Source organism: Candidatus Jettenia sp. AMX1 (assembly GCF_030263775.1).
GTDB classification, from domain to species: domain Bacteria; phylum Planctomycetota; class Brocadiia; order Brocadiales; family Brocadiaceae; genus Jettenia; species Jettenia caeni.
In genome coordinates this window covers 1-18,164 of the sequence record NZ_SZPP01000010.1, presented here as the reverse complement: position 1 = coordinate 18,164, position 18,164 = coordinate 1, and the positions used below count along the sequence as shown (strand labels likewise).

Genomic DNA, 18,164 nt, shown 5'->3' with positions numbered 1-18,164 from the left:
TATCATAGTTCAACGGCATTATTTTTCATAAACAAGAAACTTCTTTGCCAATATACAAGGGTGGTAAGACATCTTCGCCCTTCTCAAGCCTTCGATGCCCCAATCTTCGCCTGCATTGATATATTCCACATCAGAAAAATCACTGGCACAGAATTGCTGATAGATAGCTTGCGGCATACCGTGAAAATTATTATTGGTTTTCTCTATGAGAATAGAAGCGGTATGCGTTGAGATTTTTTCACCCAGGGTAACACCCTCAATTCGGCCATCTATATCAATAATTGCCCCTGTTAATCCTAATTCTTCTGAAAAAATAGTCGCACATTTTGCAGCCTCTGCTTCATGAATAAGACCGTACTGATAATGAATTTCATGATGATTCAGGAGGTTTGCCTCTTGAACCTTTTCTGCCTTCCACTGATCTATCATAAGAAGGGCACCTGCAATATGTTTAGAACTGAATTTTTCAAAGGAGGTGATGTAATGCTTTTTAAAGAAGTTTATCTCGTTTCTCTTCTTTTCGTATTTTCTACCGGCAAGTTTTATGAGGTCGGATGTTTTGTAGATGTAGTCTGAATAGCTTTCAACAATACGGTATAAACTCGTGTCAAAAAAACTCAAGAAATCTTCATAAACATAATTAACATAAGATTCGAAGCCACTGCAATCGTTGATTTCCCGCATTATTGAAAAGCATTCATTTAAGGTGTTTTGAATGTTGTTTTTCCCTAACGGGGGAAGCATCATGCACATACCTTTGGATGTTACTCCAAAGAGACAAAAATTATCATTAATAAGCTTCCATAGTAACTCCAGCGAACCCTTCCATATAAAATTGTTTGCAAAAGAATAATCACATAAGTTTACATTTTCCTGAATTACATATTTATCAAAAAGCTTTTTATCCTCAATCTTTAATCGATTTAAACCATAACACTTACATTTTTCTTCAATACTAACATTACGTTTTGGCGTCTCTAATAGATTAACATCTATAAGTTGTAAAATAGTTTCTCTCCTGCTGTGGTATTGCACCTTATTCGGCCCCACGACGGAGGTTCGAGATCGAGTGCAAACCATTGTAAAATAATGGCAAATATCCCCTGCGGATATCTGAACCAATAATTATTAATTCGTACAAAGACAATATCTGTCTTTACATGCTGAATTTTTCTCATTACATTTTTTCCATATAGACTGCCTTAAATAATTTAAATTATCTGAATTATACAAGCTACCAACAGATTTTCAAGTATTAATTATCATACCGTTATAGAAAAGATTTTCTCTAAATCACAGATATTCAAGGATTATTAAAATGCTTGACAAACTGGCGCTGTCTGCTAAAATACCTTATCTTCATTATGTATCTTATGTGCTTTCGTGAGGTATAATTAGCTCCTAAGCAGAAGCAAAGGAAATCAACTATGGCTATTAAAATTGGTATAAATGGTTTTGGAAGGATCGGGAGAAATGTCTTTCGTGCGATTGCTAAACGCGGAGGCATAGATGTTTTAGCTATTAATGATCTTGCCGACTCGAAGTCATTGGCATTGTTATTAAAATATGATTCAGTACACGGCAGGTTTGATGGAAATATCACAGCAAAAGAAAGATCGCTGGTAGTAAATGGTAAAGAGGTTGCGTTATTCATGGAGAAAGATCCTTCCCGGTTACCGTGGAAATCACTTGGAGTCGATATTGTAATTGAGTCAACTGGTTTATTTACCTCACGCGCTGATTGCGCAAAACATCTGGATGCAGGCGCAAAAAAAGTCATACTTTCGGCTCCCGCAAAAGATAAAATTGATGCAACAATTGTTATAGGTGTTAACACGAATGATCTTAAATCAGAACATAAAATTGTATCGAATGCCTCATGCACCACAAATTGCCTGGCGCCGTTAGCAAAGGTATTACACGATAGTTTTGGCATTGAAAAAGGGCTTATGACAACGATTCATGCCTATACAAACGATCAGCGTATTAGTGATCTTATCCATAAAGATATCAGAAGGGCAAGGGCAGCTGCGTTAAATATTATTCCAACTACCACAGGAGCAGCTAAGGCCATTGGAGAGGTAATTCCATCACTAAAAGGAAAGCTCGATGGTCTGTCTATGCGCGTACCGGTTGCTAACGGTTCTGTGACAGATTTAGTTGCAACCGTATCGAAGGATGTCACGATAGAGTCCGTCAATGCCGCTATGAGGAGAGCTGCGGAAACCGAACTGAAGGGTATTTTAGAGTACTGCGATGATCCTATTGTATCCTCAGATATTATCGGGAATATGCACTCGAGCATATTTGATTCGGCCTTAACCTATGTCATTGATAAACGCATGGTAAAGGTAGTATCCTGGTATGATAATGAATGGGGATTCTCAAACCGTATGGTAGATCTCACCGTGTTAATCGCTAATCTATAAAACACAAATCTTTTTTAAACTAATTTCATTGATTATGGATAAATTATTTATAAAAGAACTTGATGTGCACAAAAAGAAAGTCATGATTCGAACGGATTATAACGTACCGTTAGACGAGGAGGGAAAAATTACTGATGACACCAGGATTAGAGCAACCCTGCCAACAATTGACTTTTTGCTCGATGAGAAAGCAAAGGTGATCATTGCCTCACATTTGGGTAGGCCTGATGGTAAAGTAAATCCTAAATACAGCTTAAAGCCCGTTGCCAGGCGTTTACAACGATTCCTCGATGAAAAGGTAAGGGTAATTATGGCAGATGACTGCATTGGACCCAAGGTGAAAAAACAGATTGAAGAAATGAACTACGGCGACGTACTTGTATTGGAAAATTTAAGGTTTCATTCTGGTGAAGAAAAAAATGATCCTGCATTTGCAGGAGAGCTAGCCAGTTTATGTGATGTATTTATACAGGATGCTTTTGGAAACTGCCACAGAAAGCACGCATCAATGGTCGGCATCGATAGTTTTATACCATCAGCGGCAGGATTTTTACTGAAGAAAGAGATAGATTATTTTGAGAAGTCTGTCAATCAGCCTATGCGGCCCGTTGTCGCTCTATTAGGAGGAGCAAAGGTTTCTGATAAGATAAAGATTATTGAAAACCTTTCTAAAAAAATGGATAAAATCCTCATCGGTGGGGCAATGGCATTCACCTTCCTTAAGGCACAGGGTTTCGGTATCGGGAAATCCTTAGTCGAGGATAGCATGCTTGATGTGGTAAAAGACCTGATGGATATATCCAGGAAAAACGGAACGAAACTCTATTTACCTGTTGATTTTGTTGTAGCAGAAAAATTTGACGGCCGGGCAGAAACAAAGGTTGTTCCTTATCAGGAAATTCCTGAAAGGTGGATCGCATTGGATATTGGTCCGGCTACTACAAAACTATTTTATGAAGCGCTTCAGGATGCAAAAACGATTGTGTGGAATGGACCTATGGGCGCATTCGAGATTGATGCTTTTAGTCGGGGAACTTATGCCATGATAGATGCAGTAACAAGTTCTCATGCCTCAACAATCGTAGGAGGCGGCGACACTGATATGGCATTCCATAAAGCCGGGAAAACACATGAAGTATCATTTATCTCTACAGGTGGTGGAGCATTTCTAAAATTATTAGAAGGAAGCGAATTGCCCGGGGTTGCATCATTATCATCTAAGAAAAAAGCGTAAAAGAATATGCAACCAAAAATTAAAATATCAGCATCTATTCTGGCTGCTAATGCGGTACGCCTGGAAGATGAAATCAAAAAGGTGGAAAAGGCTGGCGTTGATCTCATCCATATAGATGTTATGGATGGCCATTTTGTTCCAAACATTACGATGGGAACATTTATTGTAGAAGGAGTAAAACGTATTGCCAAAGTACCTTTAGACATTCATCTGATGATTGAATATCCTGAACGTTATATAGCCGCATTTGCGGAAGTTGCCGGAAAAAATGATTTCATAACATTTCACATTGAAGCTACAAAAAAACCAAAAGAGGTTATTTCATTAATTAAGAACGCAGGATTAAAGGCTGGTATATCGCTGAATCCGAATACATCAACTGATTCGGTAGAAAACTTTCTGGATATAGTTGATATGGTGCTTGTTATGTCAGTAAATCCCGGTTTTGCCGGACAAAAATTTATATCGGATGTTTTGCCCAAGGTTGCAAGACTACGCTCTATTTCTCCGGATGAAATGGATATAGAAATAGATGGCGGTATTACAACAGAAACAATTTCTCAGGCAGTCCAACAGGGAGCAAATGTAATTGTTGCAGCATCTGCAATTTTTAAAACAGATAACCCAGACAATGCAATTAAAACCCTCCGGCAAATAGCAGAACAAACGCCAAGAAAGAAATATATTTTATCTAAAAAATAACTTGTTTTTTTATTAAAAAATTATAAACTATTTGAGTCTTTTTGTTTATTGCAAATTGATATTTACAAAAATAAACCTCAATTACTGAGAAGTTTAAAATATTTGATACGTATTACTGATACTCAGCAGTTTCCTGGAATACACGGACAATTTACAAACAAAGAAATAGCGATACATGGTCTTTTTTAGAAAAAAAAAGGATATGCCCGATGGTTTATGGACACGGTGTGATGGTTGTAAGGGCATGGTATATAGAAAAACCGCTGAAGAAAAAATGTTTGTTTGTCCTGAATGCAATTATCATTTTCGGATATCAGGCAAAGACAGGCTAAGATTACTGCTTGACGAAAACAGTTTCGAAGAAATGTGGAGTAATATGTTGCCCTGCGATCCGCTCAATTTTCATGATAGGATAACCTATCCGGAAAGAATCATCTCGGAACAGAAAAAAACAGGATTAAAAGAGGCGATAATTGCAGGAAAAGGACAGATCCATGGCAAAGAGGTAATGATCGGAGTCACAGATCACAGTTTTATCATGGGAAGTATGGGTTCTGTAGTTGGAGAAAAGATTAGCCGCCTTGCGGAAAAGGCTATGGAATTAAAATTACCTCTGGTAATTATTTCAGGATCAGGAGGTGGAGCCCGGATGCAGGAAGGGGTTTTCTCCTTAATGCAAATGGCAAAGACAAGCGCTGCCATCGCCCGGTTTAAAGAGGCAGGCGGTCTTTATATATCGGTTTTAACAGACCCATCTTTAGGTGGTGTAATGGCGAGTTTTGCCTCCCTTGCAGATATTACCCTATCAGAGCCAAAGGCATTAATAGGTTTTGCAGGTCCCAGAGTCATACAGGAAACCATAAAGCGTTCTCTTCCAAAAGGCTTTCAGACTGCTGAATTTCTGTTAGAACATGGTTTTTTAGACCTGATTACCCATCGTCAGGATATGAAAAAAGAATTATCGAGATTAATTGGCTATTTACAATAAAATAAAAAAGTTCCCCTGTAGCTCAATGGTAGAGTAGCCGGCTGTTAACCGGTTGGTTGTAGGTTCGAATCCTACCGGGGGAGCCAACTTATACAGAAAGCCCTTTAACAATCATCGCGTTGAAGGGCTTTCTGTATGTAAGGCAAAAACAGCTCCTTCATTAAGGATGTAGATGCTATGGTGGATTCGCTGCCGGTAATTCTATAATGAGTAGGATGGATTAAGGCGCTGTCTTTTGCGCTGAATCCACCGCTTGGATACCGGGCATGAATATAGACTTTTCAAATAGTCTCTAAATATTTGAGCCTCTTTTTGATATCCAAAGCCGTATACCTAAATACGTAGTACTGCTCACAAGAGAAACCAGATAATTTAGAGGATCTGCAGCACCAAAGAGAAGCTCCCTGCCACTAAACACCACAACTACATTACAGAGAAACATTGTAGATAGCAAAAATATCATGAGCAATTTTATCGTTAACTTTTTCATTCTTTCCATCTCTTCTTTAAGACAAAAAAACATACCTACAAAAATTACCTCTTGAAAGCATCATTTGATAAGCACCGAGATTGCAAAACTATCAATAATACCGAATGTTCTTTACTAAAAAGGAATCTTATCTTTACCAGAATTGTGAAATTTTATCCACGCAAAGCTTAGTAGACCCATAAAACTTTCCTGAATAAAGCCTTTAAAATCATCCAGGCAAAAATTGTATTTGATATAAGATATCTTTTCCACATTCGGCGTGGTTCGCACATAAGACGAAAAAACCATTCGAGACCTGCTTTTTGCGCCCAAAGAGGAGCGCGGTTTGTATATCCAGCAACAACATCGAAGCTCCCTCCTACTCCCATCATAAAGGGAATTTGCAGGTTTTCTATATATTGATTTAAAAAAATTTCTTTTTGCGGACTACTCATGGCAACAAACAGCACATGTGGCCGTGAATTCTGGATAATTTCTACAATTTTCGCTTCCTCTGCTTTGCTAAAGTATCCATTCCGATACCCTGCAATTTGCAATTTCGGGTATTTCAATAAAAATCTTATAACAACCCTCTCTATAATTTCTTGTCTAGCCCCTAAAAAATACAATCGGTAGCCTTTCTTCGCCGCAAGTTCCACAACCTTCAGGAAAAGATCAATTCCGGCAACACGCTCGGGAATATTCAATCCTAACACCCTTGCCCCCCAAACAACACCCTGTCCATCGGCATTAATAAGGTCACATGAGTTCACAACATTTCTTAATTTAGCATCCCGTTGCATCATCACCAGTTTTGCAACATTAACCACTACATGTTGAGTAACAATACGCTCTTCAATAATCTTTTCTATATACTGTAATGTCTCATCCATAGTTAAAAGATCAATGCTTGTATCAAAAAAATTGATCCGATTTTTCGTTGTATTCATTATTCAATCCTCCACACTACTCAAAACATAATTAATACCACAAATCTGTTTCCTTATTTTCACCGGAGAAAGCTCTAACAGATTCGGAAATAAGGTAACAGGCAAGCGCCATTGCGGGAGAAGACGGCATTTCTTACTCCTCTTATTCAACCGTTACACTCTTTGCAAGATTTCTCGGTTTATCAACATCGCATCCTCTCATGACTGCCATATGATAGGCCAATAATTGAAGGGGAATTACCGATAGGACCGGCGTCAAGGCGGGGGAAATTTTTGGCACAGAGAAGGTATGAGCTACCTTTTCTGCAATTTGATCATCTCCCTCCGTTACAATTGCAATTACTTTTCCACCTCTGGATTTAACCTCTTCGATATTGTTTAAAATCTTACCGTAAACATTATCTCTTGTTGCAATAAAGACTACAGGCATGTCTTTGTTTACGAGGGCAATAGGCCCATGCTTCATCTCTGCGGCGGGGTAACCTTCGGCGTGGATATACGATATCTCTTTAAGCTTTAATGCGCCTTCAAGCGCTACGGGATAGTTATATCCTCTCCCCAAATAAAGGACGTGTTCACTATCCTTATATACCTTTGCAAGTTCTATGATATGCTCCTCCTTGTTCAGGATAGCCTGAACCTTTTCCGGTATGGATTGAATATCCTGAACCACATCCGAATACATTGAAGGAGAGGTACACCTAAGGCCTTTCATGTAGTAGGTAAATAAATAAAGCACAGCAATTTGTGCTGTGAAGGCCTTCGTAGATGCAACACCAACTTCCGGGCCGATATGTAAATAAATTCCACCATCAGCCTCCCTTGCTATCGTGCTGCCAACGATATTACAAATAGAGAGTGTTCTGGCCCTTTTCTGTTTAGCATATCGCATCGCTGCCAGGGTGTCTGCTGTTTCACCTGATTGACTTATGGCGATTACTATCGTGTCTTTTTCTATCACGGGATTTCTATACCGAAATTCAGAAGCATATTCAACTTCAACGGGTATGCGTATAAGTTCTTCTAACATGTATTCACCCACAAGCCCTGCATGCCATGATGTGCCACACGCAACAATTATGATACGTTTTGCCTTCCGAAGGTCCTTCTCGCAATTCATTAATCCTCCCAATCTTACCGAGCCTGTATTATCATTTACCCTTCCACGCATAACATTTCGCAAGGCTTGAGGTTGCTCATGAATCTCTTTGAGCATAAAATGTTCATAACCGCCCTTTTCGATCATATCGATATTCCATAGCACCTCTTCAATCCTTTTACGGGTTTTGATATTTTGCATGGTCTTTGTCTCGTAATAGTCCGGCGTGAGGATGGCTATTTCATTATCATCCAGATATATCACATCCCGGGTATGTTCCAGCGAAGCAGAAACATCAGAGGCTATAAAATATTCCTGATTTCCTATTCCTAATATCAGGGGAGATCCCTTCCTTGCTGCTACAATTTTTTGGGGATTTTGTATGGAAATAACTGCGATTCCGTATGTCCCCCCTACCTCTTTTAATGCCTCCATAACAGCACTCTCCAGATTACCATGAAAATATTTTTCGATGAGATGGGCTAATACTTCTGTATCTGTCTCACTCTTAAAGATATGCCCTTCCTGCTCTAATTTTGATTTTACATAATCGTAATTCTCAATAATTCCATTGTGTACTACAGCAATTTCACTCTTACAATCAACATGCGGGTGAGCATTCTCTATGGTAGGCGCTCCATGTGTTGCCCATCGTGTGTGAATAATTCCTACTTGTGGATGGAAATTGTTTCCGAGAAGTTTCTTTTCTAACTCAGCAATTCTGCCTACAGTTTTTTCATATTTTAAGGCGCCATCTTCAATAAATGCTATTCCGGAGGAATCGTAACCACGATATTCAAGTCTTTTGATGCCATCCAATAAAACCTTGACTGCTTCTTTACACCCAATGTATCCAACAATTCCACACATGTGATTTACTCCTCAAAATTATTACGATAAGTACGTTAAAATTTTGTAACTACTCAAAATAAGCTTACACGAAAAATACACACCAAAGAAGTGAACACAAATCTTGGAGGTAAACAGGGATATGCCAGGCAAGCATTCCTTATGATTTATGAGTCTGAGTATAAACAGGTATATAAGGCTACTAATCACCGCGAGTGTGGGTAAAACGTGGAAGAGGCAAGATAAATAAACCTTGCCAAGACTGCTTTTTTTCTTTTTTTAATACATTACTTTATTTTTACATTTTTTGTAGGCCTGCCGGAATTTTAATCTATTATAAAATAGTTCTTCAAGAAAACCACAACACACAAAAAAGAGCGGGAATAGTACAATTGTCAACATGAGACTCGCATAGCTATCGTTTTTTATTATATGCACAAAGCATAAGACGGTAAAATACATGCCGTGGAATATGTATAATGAATACGTATATATACCGATTTTTTTCATAAAACTATAGAGCGGGGGATTAATATTTGAATGTATAAAATAGAATGTAAAGCTAAATGTAGATGCTATAAATAACATAATAAATAGATACTCATAGTTTTTGCTTCTGTAAAAAAAAGCATTTGAAGATGTCTGAAAAAATGAAAAAATCATACAAAGAAACAATCCGAATAAAAAGATACGATTTTGTCTAAGCTGTTTGAGATATTGAAATGAAGGAATATACATTCCTAAAGAAAAAAGCAAGACATGGGTAAGGTACAAATTTACATATTTCCAGGTTCTGACTTCAGGAACACCTATATAATATAATAGAGGGTTTAGCAAAATAAATGTTCCAATAATTATTGGCAGATAAGCTTTATGATATTTTTCCAACAGGGAAAAAAATACTGGAGAAATAATGTAACATGGGATGAGGGCATGCAGAAACCAATGATCGGGAGGATCGGTTATTCTCAGTAAGAAAAAATCAAGTAAGGAACTTAAACTGACATGGGAATTTTTGTCGCCCGCCTGATCAAGAAAAAACCATAACCAATACAGAGGGTATATTCGTATTGCCCTTTTCCAATAAAACTTACTCAGGAAAGGGAGTAAGTTTCCATTGTTATGAGAATTATTATTCAATGAATAATAAATACCATAGCCACTCAGGATGAAGAATATAGCGACAAAATGATTACCAAAAAAATTAAAATGATCCGGCAAATAATTTATTATGTAATGATGAAGAATTATTATGATAATAGAGAATCCTTTTAAATAAGAGACCAAATCTCTTTCTAAGCCCATACCAAATATCCTTCTATCAAAGTTTCTATAAACATTTCACCCCTATGGGATTATTTTCCAAAAACGTTTTGTGCCACATCTCAAAGGATAAAAGCACAAATATATGCTTCTGATAATTTTCTCTCCTGCTTTTATGGAGTTCGATCAATTGGTTAATATAGTCCAGATTAAAGTACCTTTTACAAGCAGAGTCCTTATGCATGAGGATTTCTTTTACGGTAATTGCCAGGTCATCCTGGAGCCATTCATCCATGGGTGTCATAAAGCCTCTTTTCCTGCGATAAATAATTTCTTTCGGCAGCCAGGATTCTACAGCCCTTTTGTGAATATATTTGCGTTGAGTTCCTTTTAGTTTCAACGACCGTGGAAGTGATTCTAAAAACTGAACTAATTCGATGTCTAAAAAAGGAACACGCATTTCAAGAGAATTAGCCATAGTAACTTTGTCATTAAAAAGCAACAGGTCATCAGACAAACTCATCCTGGTATCGATATATAAAATCTTCGATAACATATCCGGTAACTCTTTCGTTTGAGAATACAGGCGGTAAATCAATTCTTCATCCATACTTGTATTCAATGATTTCGTATAATCGTTATACAGCAGCTCTTGCTGAACAGGAGTAAAAATTGTATAGACTGCCAATATTCTTTCTAACTCGCCAGAAAACTGACTTACGTAAGCAGCCCTCTTTAATCGCTCGTTTCTTGACAGAAATTTTGTAATCATCGTGAGTGGTAAATTTCTCAAAATGTCTGCATATTTGCTTATGAAATGAGCGCCTAAATAACGATGATAGCCAGCCATAGGTTCATCTGCCCCCTGCCCTGCCAGTACCACTTTCAAATGATTTGAAGCGAATTTTGAAACATAGTAAAGAGCGGGAATTGCTGTCTCAGCAATTGGTTCTTCTATGATGGAAAAGGATCTATAGAAAAAATCTAAATAATCCTTATATGAGATAGTGATATCGTGATGTTCTGACTCGATGAATTGCGCAGAAGACCGCGCATCATGTAGTTCGTTGTAATCCCCACTTCCCGGGAATCCAACGGTGAAAGTCTTTACCTTTTCAGAATAATTCTTTTGCATTAAATAACCCAGGACCGCTGAGTCTACGCCCCCGCTTAAGAGCAACCCTACGGGAACATCGCTCATCATTTGCCGTTTAACAGCATTTGTAAGCAAGCGACGATACTCTTCAGCAGCATCATTTTCAGTGATGCGGGTATTAATTTTGGGAATATTTTCCCAGTAGCTTTTCATTTCCCAGCCGCCTTCAAAGGTGATCTTCAGATAATGGCCAGGATACAATTTCTTAACATGCTTAAATAACGTCTGCGGCGAGGGATTGTAACGAAATGTCAGAAAAGAATTGAGCGCTTCGGAATCTAATTCCTTTTCTACTGAATCATCCTGAAAAATGGCTTTCATTTCTGAGGCAAACAGCACCCTTCCATTCCTTATCCAATAGTACAGTGGCTTCACCCCAAAATGATCACGAACGAGAATGAGAGATCGTTTATTCTTATCATAAATCGCAAACGCAAATATTCCATTCAGCCGTTCGAATCCTTTTTCTCCATACTCTTCATAGAGCAAAATGATAACTTCGGTATCAGAGGTTGTGCGAAAACGATATCCCTTTGCTTGCAATTCTTTCTTCAATTCAATGAAATTATAAATCTCACCATTAAACACAATCCAAATACTTTCATGAAAATTCGACATGGGCTGTTTCCCCAGTTTAAGATCAATAATACTCAATCGCCTGTGCCCGATACCTAATCTGTCTCTCTGATTCATATAAAAACCTTCGTCATCGGGGCCCCGATGAGCAATAGTCTTACACATCCGCCTGAGGAGTGAGGGATTTAATGAATGGGTATTTTTATAGTTGAATATACCTGCAATTCCGCACATTTATTTTTTCCAAATCAGATAATTTTCAATCGCAAGATATTTTAATCCGGATTTATCCAGAACTTCTAAAGCATCTTTTGGACTATGCACAATGGGATAGCCATGGAGATTGAATGATGTATTTAAAACTGCACCGATACCTGTCATATCCTTAAACTCGCTAATTAATCTGTGGTATCTCTTGTTATGTATTTTTGAGACTATCTGTGGACGTATCGTATTATCATACGGATGAGTCCCGGCTCTGATATCATCAACCCTTTCCGTAGTATCAAATGTTAAAATCATATAGGGAGCCTTAACACTTTTTTGGTTTATTACATAATGACTCGCATATTCTTCTAATACTGAACATGCAAATGGCATCCAGAAGTCACGGTTTTTTATCATTTCGTTAATAATTTTTATAATATCCGTTCTTGACGGATCTGCTAAAATTGCCCGATTCCCCAGACTTCGTGCGCCAAATTCTTCTCTTCCGGCAAACCTCGCAACAACTTCTCCGTTTTTGAGAAGTGTCGCCACTTCTTTTTCAATAGCCTCTGATTTTTTAAACACAATCCGGCAGTTTTCGAATTTATAATTACTGATGGTATTCAACACCTCATAATCAGAATAACGCGGACCGAAATAAAAATCTTCGAGGGTTTTAATATCCCCGATACCTACTTCATCAGCATACATTTTATAACAAGCACCTATAGCATTCGTTTCATCCCCACACGATGGATAAATAAACAAATCATCAACTTCTGGCAATTCCATGATAAGTTTATTCGCTTTTACATTCATAAAGACCCCACCACTGAGCACAACCTTATGCAAATCGGTTTTCATAATACAGTTCTTGACCCATTGTGTTAACATCACCTCGGTAAATTTTTGAATACCTCCCATCACTCCATCAAATCGTTCTAACTCGAAAAGTCTCTTAAGATAGGGATAAGCAAAAAATATCTCAGGAACATCTCCCTTCCGATGCCACTTTAAAGGGTTATTTTTATCAAACTCAAATCTGTCCATTAACATGGTAAAAACTTTTTCTACGCCTTTTGCATCAGCATAAGGCGCCATGCCCATTATTTTATACTCATGCTCCAGGGGAACCATCCCCATCATAAAAGTAATCACTGCGTAGAGATTGCCTATCGATTCAGAATCAACAATGGTTTCTATGGTTCGTATTTTCCCTTTTTCTCCTATATTAACACTTGCGCATATGTTGTCTCCTGCGCCATCATTTGTTAATATCAAAATAGGTTCATCAAAGTTTCCGTAACCATAATAGGCGGCTGCAGCATGACATTGATGATGATTTACAAAACGAATTTTAGATTTATCAAAACCCAGATTATTAATTTCTTTCATCCTTTCAATCTTTCTTTTTCTCACCACAATATTTTTTAAAAAAGTATGCCTTAAATACTTTTTCACCCTATATCTCAAAGCTCCTATATTCTCATATTCATGTATCATCTCATCTTTTGTCTTTGGAGAAGGCATATACTCACTGTGAACTGCGACTATGTCAATATTGTCCTTCTTAACGTTTGCATATTTTAATACCCATTCAATCGCTTCCGTTGGAATTCCAAACCAATTTTTTATCCTTTTTATCCTTTCTTCTTGAAGAGCTGCTAATATTTTACCCTTCTCATATAAACATACAGAAGCATTATGGCCATCGTGAATTCCTAATATCTTCATGTAGTACACTCCGTTATTTAAAATATTTTATCTTGTTAAGATTATGGTTATGACATAGCTTTCGTATTGCTTTCCTGTTAAGCTTTAAAATACGATATACCTCCTGAATTGATTGAAACAATAAACCTGATAAAACAAAAAAGGCCTAAGCAAAGAGAGATAGTATATCTTCCTTATCAGGTCCCTAAGATTGCCAGCTATACTTATTTGCCGGTCTGCTGGCAACCTTACTTCATTTTTTAAACACAGAAATACAGAGAATACAGAGAAGCGTTTTACTATGGTCCTCGTAGTCTCCGGGTAATTTGTTTACCAAAAATTCATACGCAGGTAAATTGTGTATTACAACATTTTTGTGCATACAATAATGCTAAAATCATGGGAGTCTGAGACCACCTTATGTAAAATTGCTTGTTGGTAAAATACTTTTCCCTTTTGTAATAAAAATATCCATCAGGGTTATACAAGTAATAAAGAGTACGGGAGATTACTTTATTCAATAAATCTTTCGTATCTATTTTTAAGTACAAAGAGAGTTTTGCCAATGTTTGTATAGCTTGTGCACAATTTTGTGATTCTATCGGGTAAAGCTTATCATGATAATATTTAGGAATCCCTTCAAAAGAAAACAGATTGTTTATATAAAAATTTACGCCTTTTATTAGCATTTCATCAATATCATAGGTATGAGATACTGATTTAATATAGGCAAGAGATTCTATGATATAGCCCGAATGGAACCCATCAATCCATTGTCCATCTTTTGAAGAGGTGTAATACCAGGAACCATCGGGATTTTGATGTGACTTCAAGAGAGCTAATATCTTTGTTATATCTGTCTGAGGAACAATATCTTCTTTGATAGTTTCATTGACTCTTATAAAGGTACTTGCCGCCGAAGCATTAACATTCAAAACAGGAATAGTTTGTTTTGGATAGTACCGAATCCATGCAATGTTATCTTCTGGATACACGATACCTAAATCTTTATACAGAGAACTTATAATCCTGACAATGTTCTTTTTGATCGAGACATCTCGTGATATATCATAGTAATCCAGCAAAGAATTTGCCGAGTTCAAGGTATTAAATAAATTAGGCGTTTCGTAACCGATATTCGTAAACCGTGTTGTGTATGGGAAATCTGCTCCCCATGCTATACTTTCATCCAGGATTATTTTCCTTTCCATTAGCCAGGTATACATAGCCTGGGCTTTTTCCAGATGCATCTTTTGATTATCATGGCTATACAATAATGAATAAACAGAAAGCATATCTGAGAGTATTTTCGTGTGTACCTTCTTTGGAATTCCTAAAAGAGGGCGAACATTAAAGAGCAGTTTACGATTTATCTGAATAGCCAATCTACGCGCCAAAATGTTTTGTTGTGTTAATTTATCAACAAAGGAACTTAAGAGAACATCAAACGGATCAAAGGAAGAATACTTTTCTTTCTCTATAAAATTCAGCGTCTTTTCAATTATTGATTTATAGTTACCTATCATCTTTATTAAAAAATGTAATACCTTTGCTTTATATTTTTCGATCAATAGTTAGGAAACATCTTGCCTTTATTCTTCTTTTCTGCCAACTATCCCTAAATCACCGGTAATTTTGATCTCATGGTACTTACGTGAAATAAACCAATTTACTACCTCCTCTTTTGAATGGCGGTGTTGAAATTCTGGACTCAGATTATCAAAAAAACCAAAGACAACGGTTTTGAGTTTTTGTCTATGTTCTTTCCCTTCCAATAGCTCATGCACCCTGAAAACACCATATGATGAGATTGCAAAAAGCCATGATAGACTGTAAAGAAGGGGAAGAGGAAGCAGGTAAGGTTTCCAAAGTAAATCTCTTGCAAACCGATATGGACTAAACTTATATTTTGGATATAGCCACAAGTAAAGGTTCCCCCCTTTTACCAATAAGCTATCAAGTTTTTTAAAAGTATAAAAACTATCCGGTGTATGGTGGATAACACCCTCAGACCAGATATAATGAAATAAAGTAGGCCGGAAGGGAGGATTTAACAGACTACACTGAAGAATATGAATGTTCTCAATATCCTTGCACTTATTGTAGGCGATCCTGGCGCCATTACCAATATCAACACCAATAACAGTTGAATTCCTGGCAACTTTGCCGATATTTTTTGTTAATCGGCCGCAACCACAGCCGGCATCCAGAATGAATTTTCCCGGTAAGTTATGTAATTTTATGTTAAATATATTCTCAAAATCGTGTAATTCATCCTTTTCGCCTAAACCATAGATTGTATCAGTTTCGAAAAAATTCTCATTTTGCCATTCCCATTGCTTCCCGAATGATTTTTTAGTGCGATTCATTATACCAGGATTTTTCATAATAACCGGCAGTCCCTCTAAAATAGGATATTGAGAATTACATTTCCGGCAAAAAAGCGATCCGGAAATGACCTCATTGCCTTTCTCAATAGCATGTAATAAGCTAAATGTCTCAAGGCATTCGGGACAACATATAATATCTAATAAACTTTTTTTCATTACTTTTTCTCCTACCGGAAGCATTGCTTGCCTTGTAATGATATAGCCAAAATCAAAGCTGTAATACTTCCCTGTATATCTTTTCTAATCTTTTTGTAACCTTTGATGCCAAAAATAATTCTGTAGCATAGTGGTAGTTATAGAGGGAAATTTTTTTGTATAATTCCTTATCCAGGTATAGCTTTTCAATATAACCTGCAATAACACGAGGGTCTTTACTTTCAGTAATAAAACCATGATTATCCTGTTCAAAAAAATCTGCGATGCCTCCTACTGGCCTTGTAATAACAGGTAAACCAAATGCTATTGCCTCAAGAACAGAAATGGGAATTCCTTCTCCGTAATATGTGGGAAAGCAATACATATAAGATCCTTCAAAAGATTTTTTTTTCAACTCTCCCTTAACATACCCGGGAAAAGAAACATTTGAAATAGCGTTTGCTTTCACATAATCTTTAACTCGTTGTATTTCTTCTCCGTTTCCGGCAACAACAAGTTCAATATTGGAATATTTCCTATGAAGCAAATTTACAGCATCTACTGTTTCATATATACCTTTTTCTTTTACAATCCGTGAAAGAAAAAGAACTTTACATTGAGTATTATCCAGCCTCGTCCTTATGATTGTTTGCATGTCGATGTCTTTGATTAACTCATCATCAACTGCGGTTGTTTCTAAATAAACAGGTTGCTTAAATCCCCAAGCAAGGAGTTTGTTTCTAAATTCCACAGCTAAGAGAATAAATACATCTGCTTTCCCATAAATATTCAAGAATAACCATAAAGCACTCCGGTTTATTTTTTGTTCAAACGATTTACACCAACCATGAAAATTCACTATTACTTTTATTCTGTAACATTTGGACAACAAGATAAAAACCCCATCGCGCACAACACTCTTAAAATCTAAAGAAGGGTTTATATGCACAACATCATACTTACTCCGCCTTAACTCTCTTATGAAGAGAAGATAATCTTTAAAAATCCTGAAAATATTTATAAAAATTCCTTTCCTTTCTGCCCTTTTTCCAATATTAAAATGTTTAATTTCAACACAAAACTTATCTTTGAGCGCTGAATAATAACCTGATACTCCACCGGTATTTTTAAATTCTGGGTGAATAATTAAAATTCTCATAGTAATTTATTAAAAAATAAAATCTGTCTAAACATGAAGAAAAACCCTTGTTTATAAGGCATACTCAATAAAGTCTAATACGGTAGCACATAAACTACAAACAGCATGCCTATAAAAAGAACGACTTCTATAAAAATTTTTTATCAGAAATAAAATAAATATGTAACTGTTTAAATAACTACTTGTTACACATCTTTCGGTATACAATAATTTTATTTTTATTAATAAAATCTGATCTTATCTTTTGTATGTATATGAATACAAAATTTACTAGTATCACAGCTAAGTGATTATCCTTTATATACATATATGTTATGGTTCATATATTGGTAAAACCATACTCTGTGTAGGTAAATGTATACACAGAAGAAATCTGGAGTTACACTATATTGTTCGAAAAGGGCACAAGGGTGTGCTAAGTAACATAATATAAGGGAAATAGTATAATTAAGATTGAAATGGTCTGGAAGAAGAAGTTGAGATCAGCTCTAAATTAAGGCGTCTTTCTGAAAAAATGGTTTTTGCCTTTTGTAAGGGGTTAAAGATGTGAAACCAATCATAATTATAGTATCTCCTGTATAAAACCGAACAGTACAGTGTCAGGATAACTCATGATACTATACGGCTGGCTCAATCTTCCACGATTGAATCGAGACGTTGAGCATTTCTCTCAGATAGTATCTTGTCATTGCGAGGGTATTGTCCGAAGCAATCCCTTGAATAGTTCAGAAGAGATGCTTCGGGAGAAAACCCCTCGCAATGGTAATATGAAAAAGCAGCGTCCTTCCAAGGAGGTTAAAAAGCCTTGAACAGGCAATAACCTTTTGTGATATTAAATATCATAA

15 protein-coding genes and 1 tRNA gene are annotated in these 18,164 nt (G+C 36.7%); 6 read left to right on the top strand and 10 right to left on the bottom strand.

Annotation, left to right across the window (positions count from 1 at the left end):
• Positions 1 to 18 precede the first annotated feature (18 nt).
• Positions 19 to 1,050 carry a DUF2156 domain-containing protein gene (locus FBQ94_RS03580; protein WP_007220750.1) on the bottom strand — a complete coding sequence of 344 codons (1,032 nt, stop codon included), beginning with the start codon at positions 1,048 to 1,050 and terminating at the stop codon, positions 19 to 21.
• A gap of 377 nt (positions 1,051 to 1,427) precedes the next feature.
• Here FBQ94_RS03580 and gap point away from each other — a divergent pair, with 377 nt between their 5' ends.
• From gap to FBQ94_RS03555, 5 genes are all read left to right on the top strand, one after another.
• Positions 1,428 to 2,429 (top strand): type I glyceraldehyde-3-phosphate dehydrogenase, encoded by a 1,002-nt coding sequence (gap, locus tag FBQ94_RS03575; protein ID WP_040543535.1) that lies wholly within the window; start codon positions 1,428 to 1,430, stop codon positions 2,427 to 2,429.
• Positions 2,430 to 2,463: 34 nt separating this feature from the next.
• Complete coding sequence (locus FBQ94_RS03570; RefSeq protein ID WP_007220747.1) at positions 2,464 to 3,663, top strand: phosphoglycerate kinase; 1,200 nt, start codon at positions 2,464 to 2,466, stop codon at positions 3,661 to 3,663.
• Between the two features lie 6 nt (positions 3,664 to 3,669).
• Positions 3,670 to 4,365 (top strand): ribulose-phosphate 3-epimerase, encoded by a 696-nt coding sequence (gene rpe / locus FBQ94_RS03565; RefSeq protein ID WP_007220746.1) that lies wholly within the window; start codon positions 3,670 to 3,672, stop codon positions 4,363 to 4,365.
• A 175-nt stretch (positions 4,366 to 4,540) separates the two neighbouring features.
• A complete protein-coding gene (accD, locus tag FBQ94_RS03560; RefSeq protein WP_040543533.1) occupies positions 4,541 to 5,353 on the top strand; it encodes an acetyl-CoA carboxylase, carboxyltransferase subunit beta in 813 nt (270 codons plus the stop codon).
• Between the two features lie 11 nt (positions 5,354 to 5,364).
• Positions 5,365 to 5,439, top strand: a tRNA-Asn gene (locus FBQ94_RS03555).
• Positions 5,440 to 5,645: 206 nt separating this feature from the next.
• On the opposite strand, the gene FBQ94_RS03550 is transcribed toward FBQ94_RS03555, so the two are convergent.
• The 9 genes from FBQ94_RS03550 to FBQ94_RS03515 all read right to left on the bottom strand — a co-directional run bounded on the left by FBQ94_RS03550 (position 5,646) and on the right by FBQ94_RS03515 (position 17,319).
• Positions 5,646 to 5,843, bottom strand: a complete 198-nt coding sequence (locus FBQ94_RS03550; RefSeq protein ID WP_007220744.1) for a hypothetical protein — start codon at positions 5,841 to 5,843, stop codon at positions 5,646 to 5,648.
• 167 nt (positions 5,844 to 6,010) lie between these two features.
• On the bottom strand, positions 6,011 to 6,772 hold the full coding sequence (locus FBQ94_RS03545) for a WecB/TagA/CpsF family glycosyltransferase (RefSeq protein ID WP_007220743.1): 762 nt from the start codon (positions 6,770 to 6,772) through the stop codon (positions 6,011 to 6,013).
• Between the two features lie 142 nt (positions 6,773 to 6,914).
• A complete protein-coding gene (glmS, locus tag FBQ94_RS03540; RefSeq protein WP_007220742.1) occupies positions 6,915 to 8,741 on the bottom strand; it encodes a glutamine--fructose-6-phosphate transaminase (isomerizing) in 1,827 nt (608 codons plus the stop codon).
• A 258-nt stretch (positions 8,742 to 8,999) separates the two neighbouring features.
• Entirely contained in the window at positions 9,000 to 10,025 is a 1,026-nt protein-coding gene (locus FBQ94_RS17415; RefSeq protein ID WP_007220741.1) for an acyltransferase family protein, read from the bottom strand.
• A 25-nt stretch (positions 10,026 to 10,050) separates the two neighbouring features.
• Positions 10,051 to 11,949: an asparagine synthase (glutamine-hydrolyzing) gene (gene asnB / locus FBQ94_RS03535; protein ID WP_007220740.1), complete on the bottom strand. Its 1,899-nt coding sequence runs from the start codon at positions 11,947 to 11,949 to the stop codon at positions 10,051 to 10,053.
• Positions 11,950 to 13,656: a carbamoyltransferase C-terminal domain-containing protein gene (locus FBQ94_RS03530; protein WP_007220739.1), complete on the bottom strand. Its 1,707-nt coding sequence runs from the start codon at positions 13,654 to 13,656 to the stop codon at positions 11,950 to 11,952.
• A gap of 320 nt (positions 13,657 to 13,976) precedes the next feature.
• Positions 13,977 to 15,206 carry a prenyltransferase/squalene oxidase repeat-containing protein gene (locus FBQ94_RS03525; protein WP_007220738.1) on the bottom strand — a complete coding sequence of 410 codons (1,230 nt, stop codon included), beginning with the start codon at positions 15,204 to 15,206 and terminating at the stop codon, positions 13,977 to 13,979.
• A gap of 21 nt (positions 15,207 to 15,227) precedes the next feature.
• A complete protein-coding gene (locus FBQ94_RS03520) occupies positions 15,228 to 16,181 on the bottom strand; it encodes a methyltransferase domain-containing protein (RefSeq protein ID WP_007220737.1) in 954 nt (317 codons plus the stop codon).
• 52 nt (positions 16,182 to 16,233) lie between these two features.
• Positions 16,234 to 17,319: a glycosyltransferase family 4 protein gene (locus FBQ94_RS03515; RefSeq protein WP_007220736.1), complete on the bottom strand. Its 1,086-nt coding sequence runs from the start codon at positions 17,317 to 17,319 to the stop codon at positions 16,234 to 16,236.
• A gap of 611 nt (positions 17,320 to 17,930) precedes the next feature.
• Here FBQ94_RS03515 and FBQ94_RS03510 point away from each other — a divergent pair.
• Positions 17,931 to 18,128, top strand: coding sequence for a hypothetical protein (locus FBQ94_RS03510; protein ID WP_007220735.1), 198 nt, complete (start codon positions 17,931 to 17,933; stop codon positions 18,126 to 18,128).
• Positions 18,129 to 18,164: the final 36 nt, after the last annotated feature.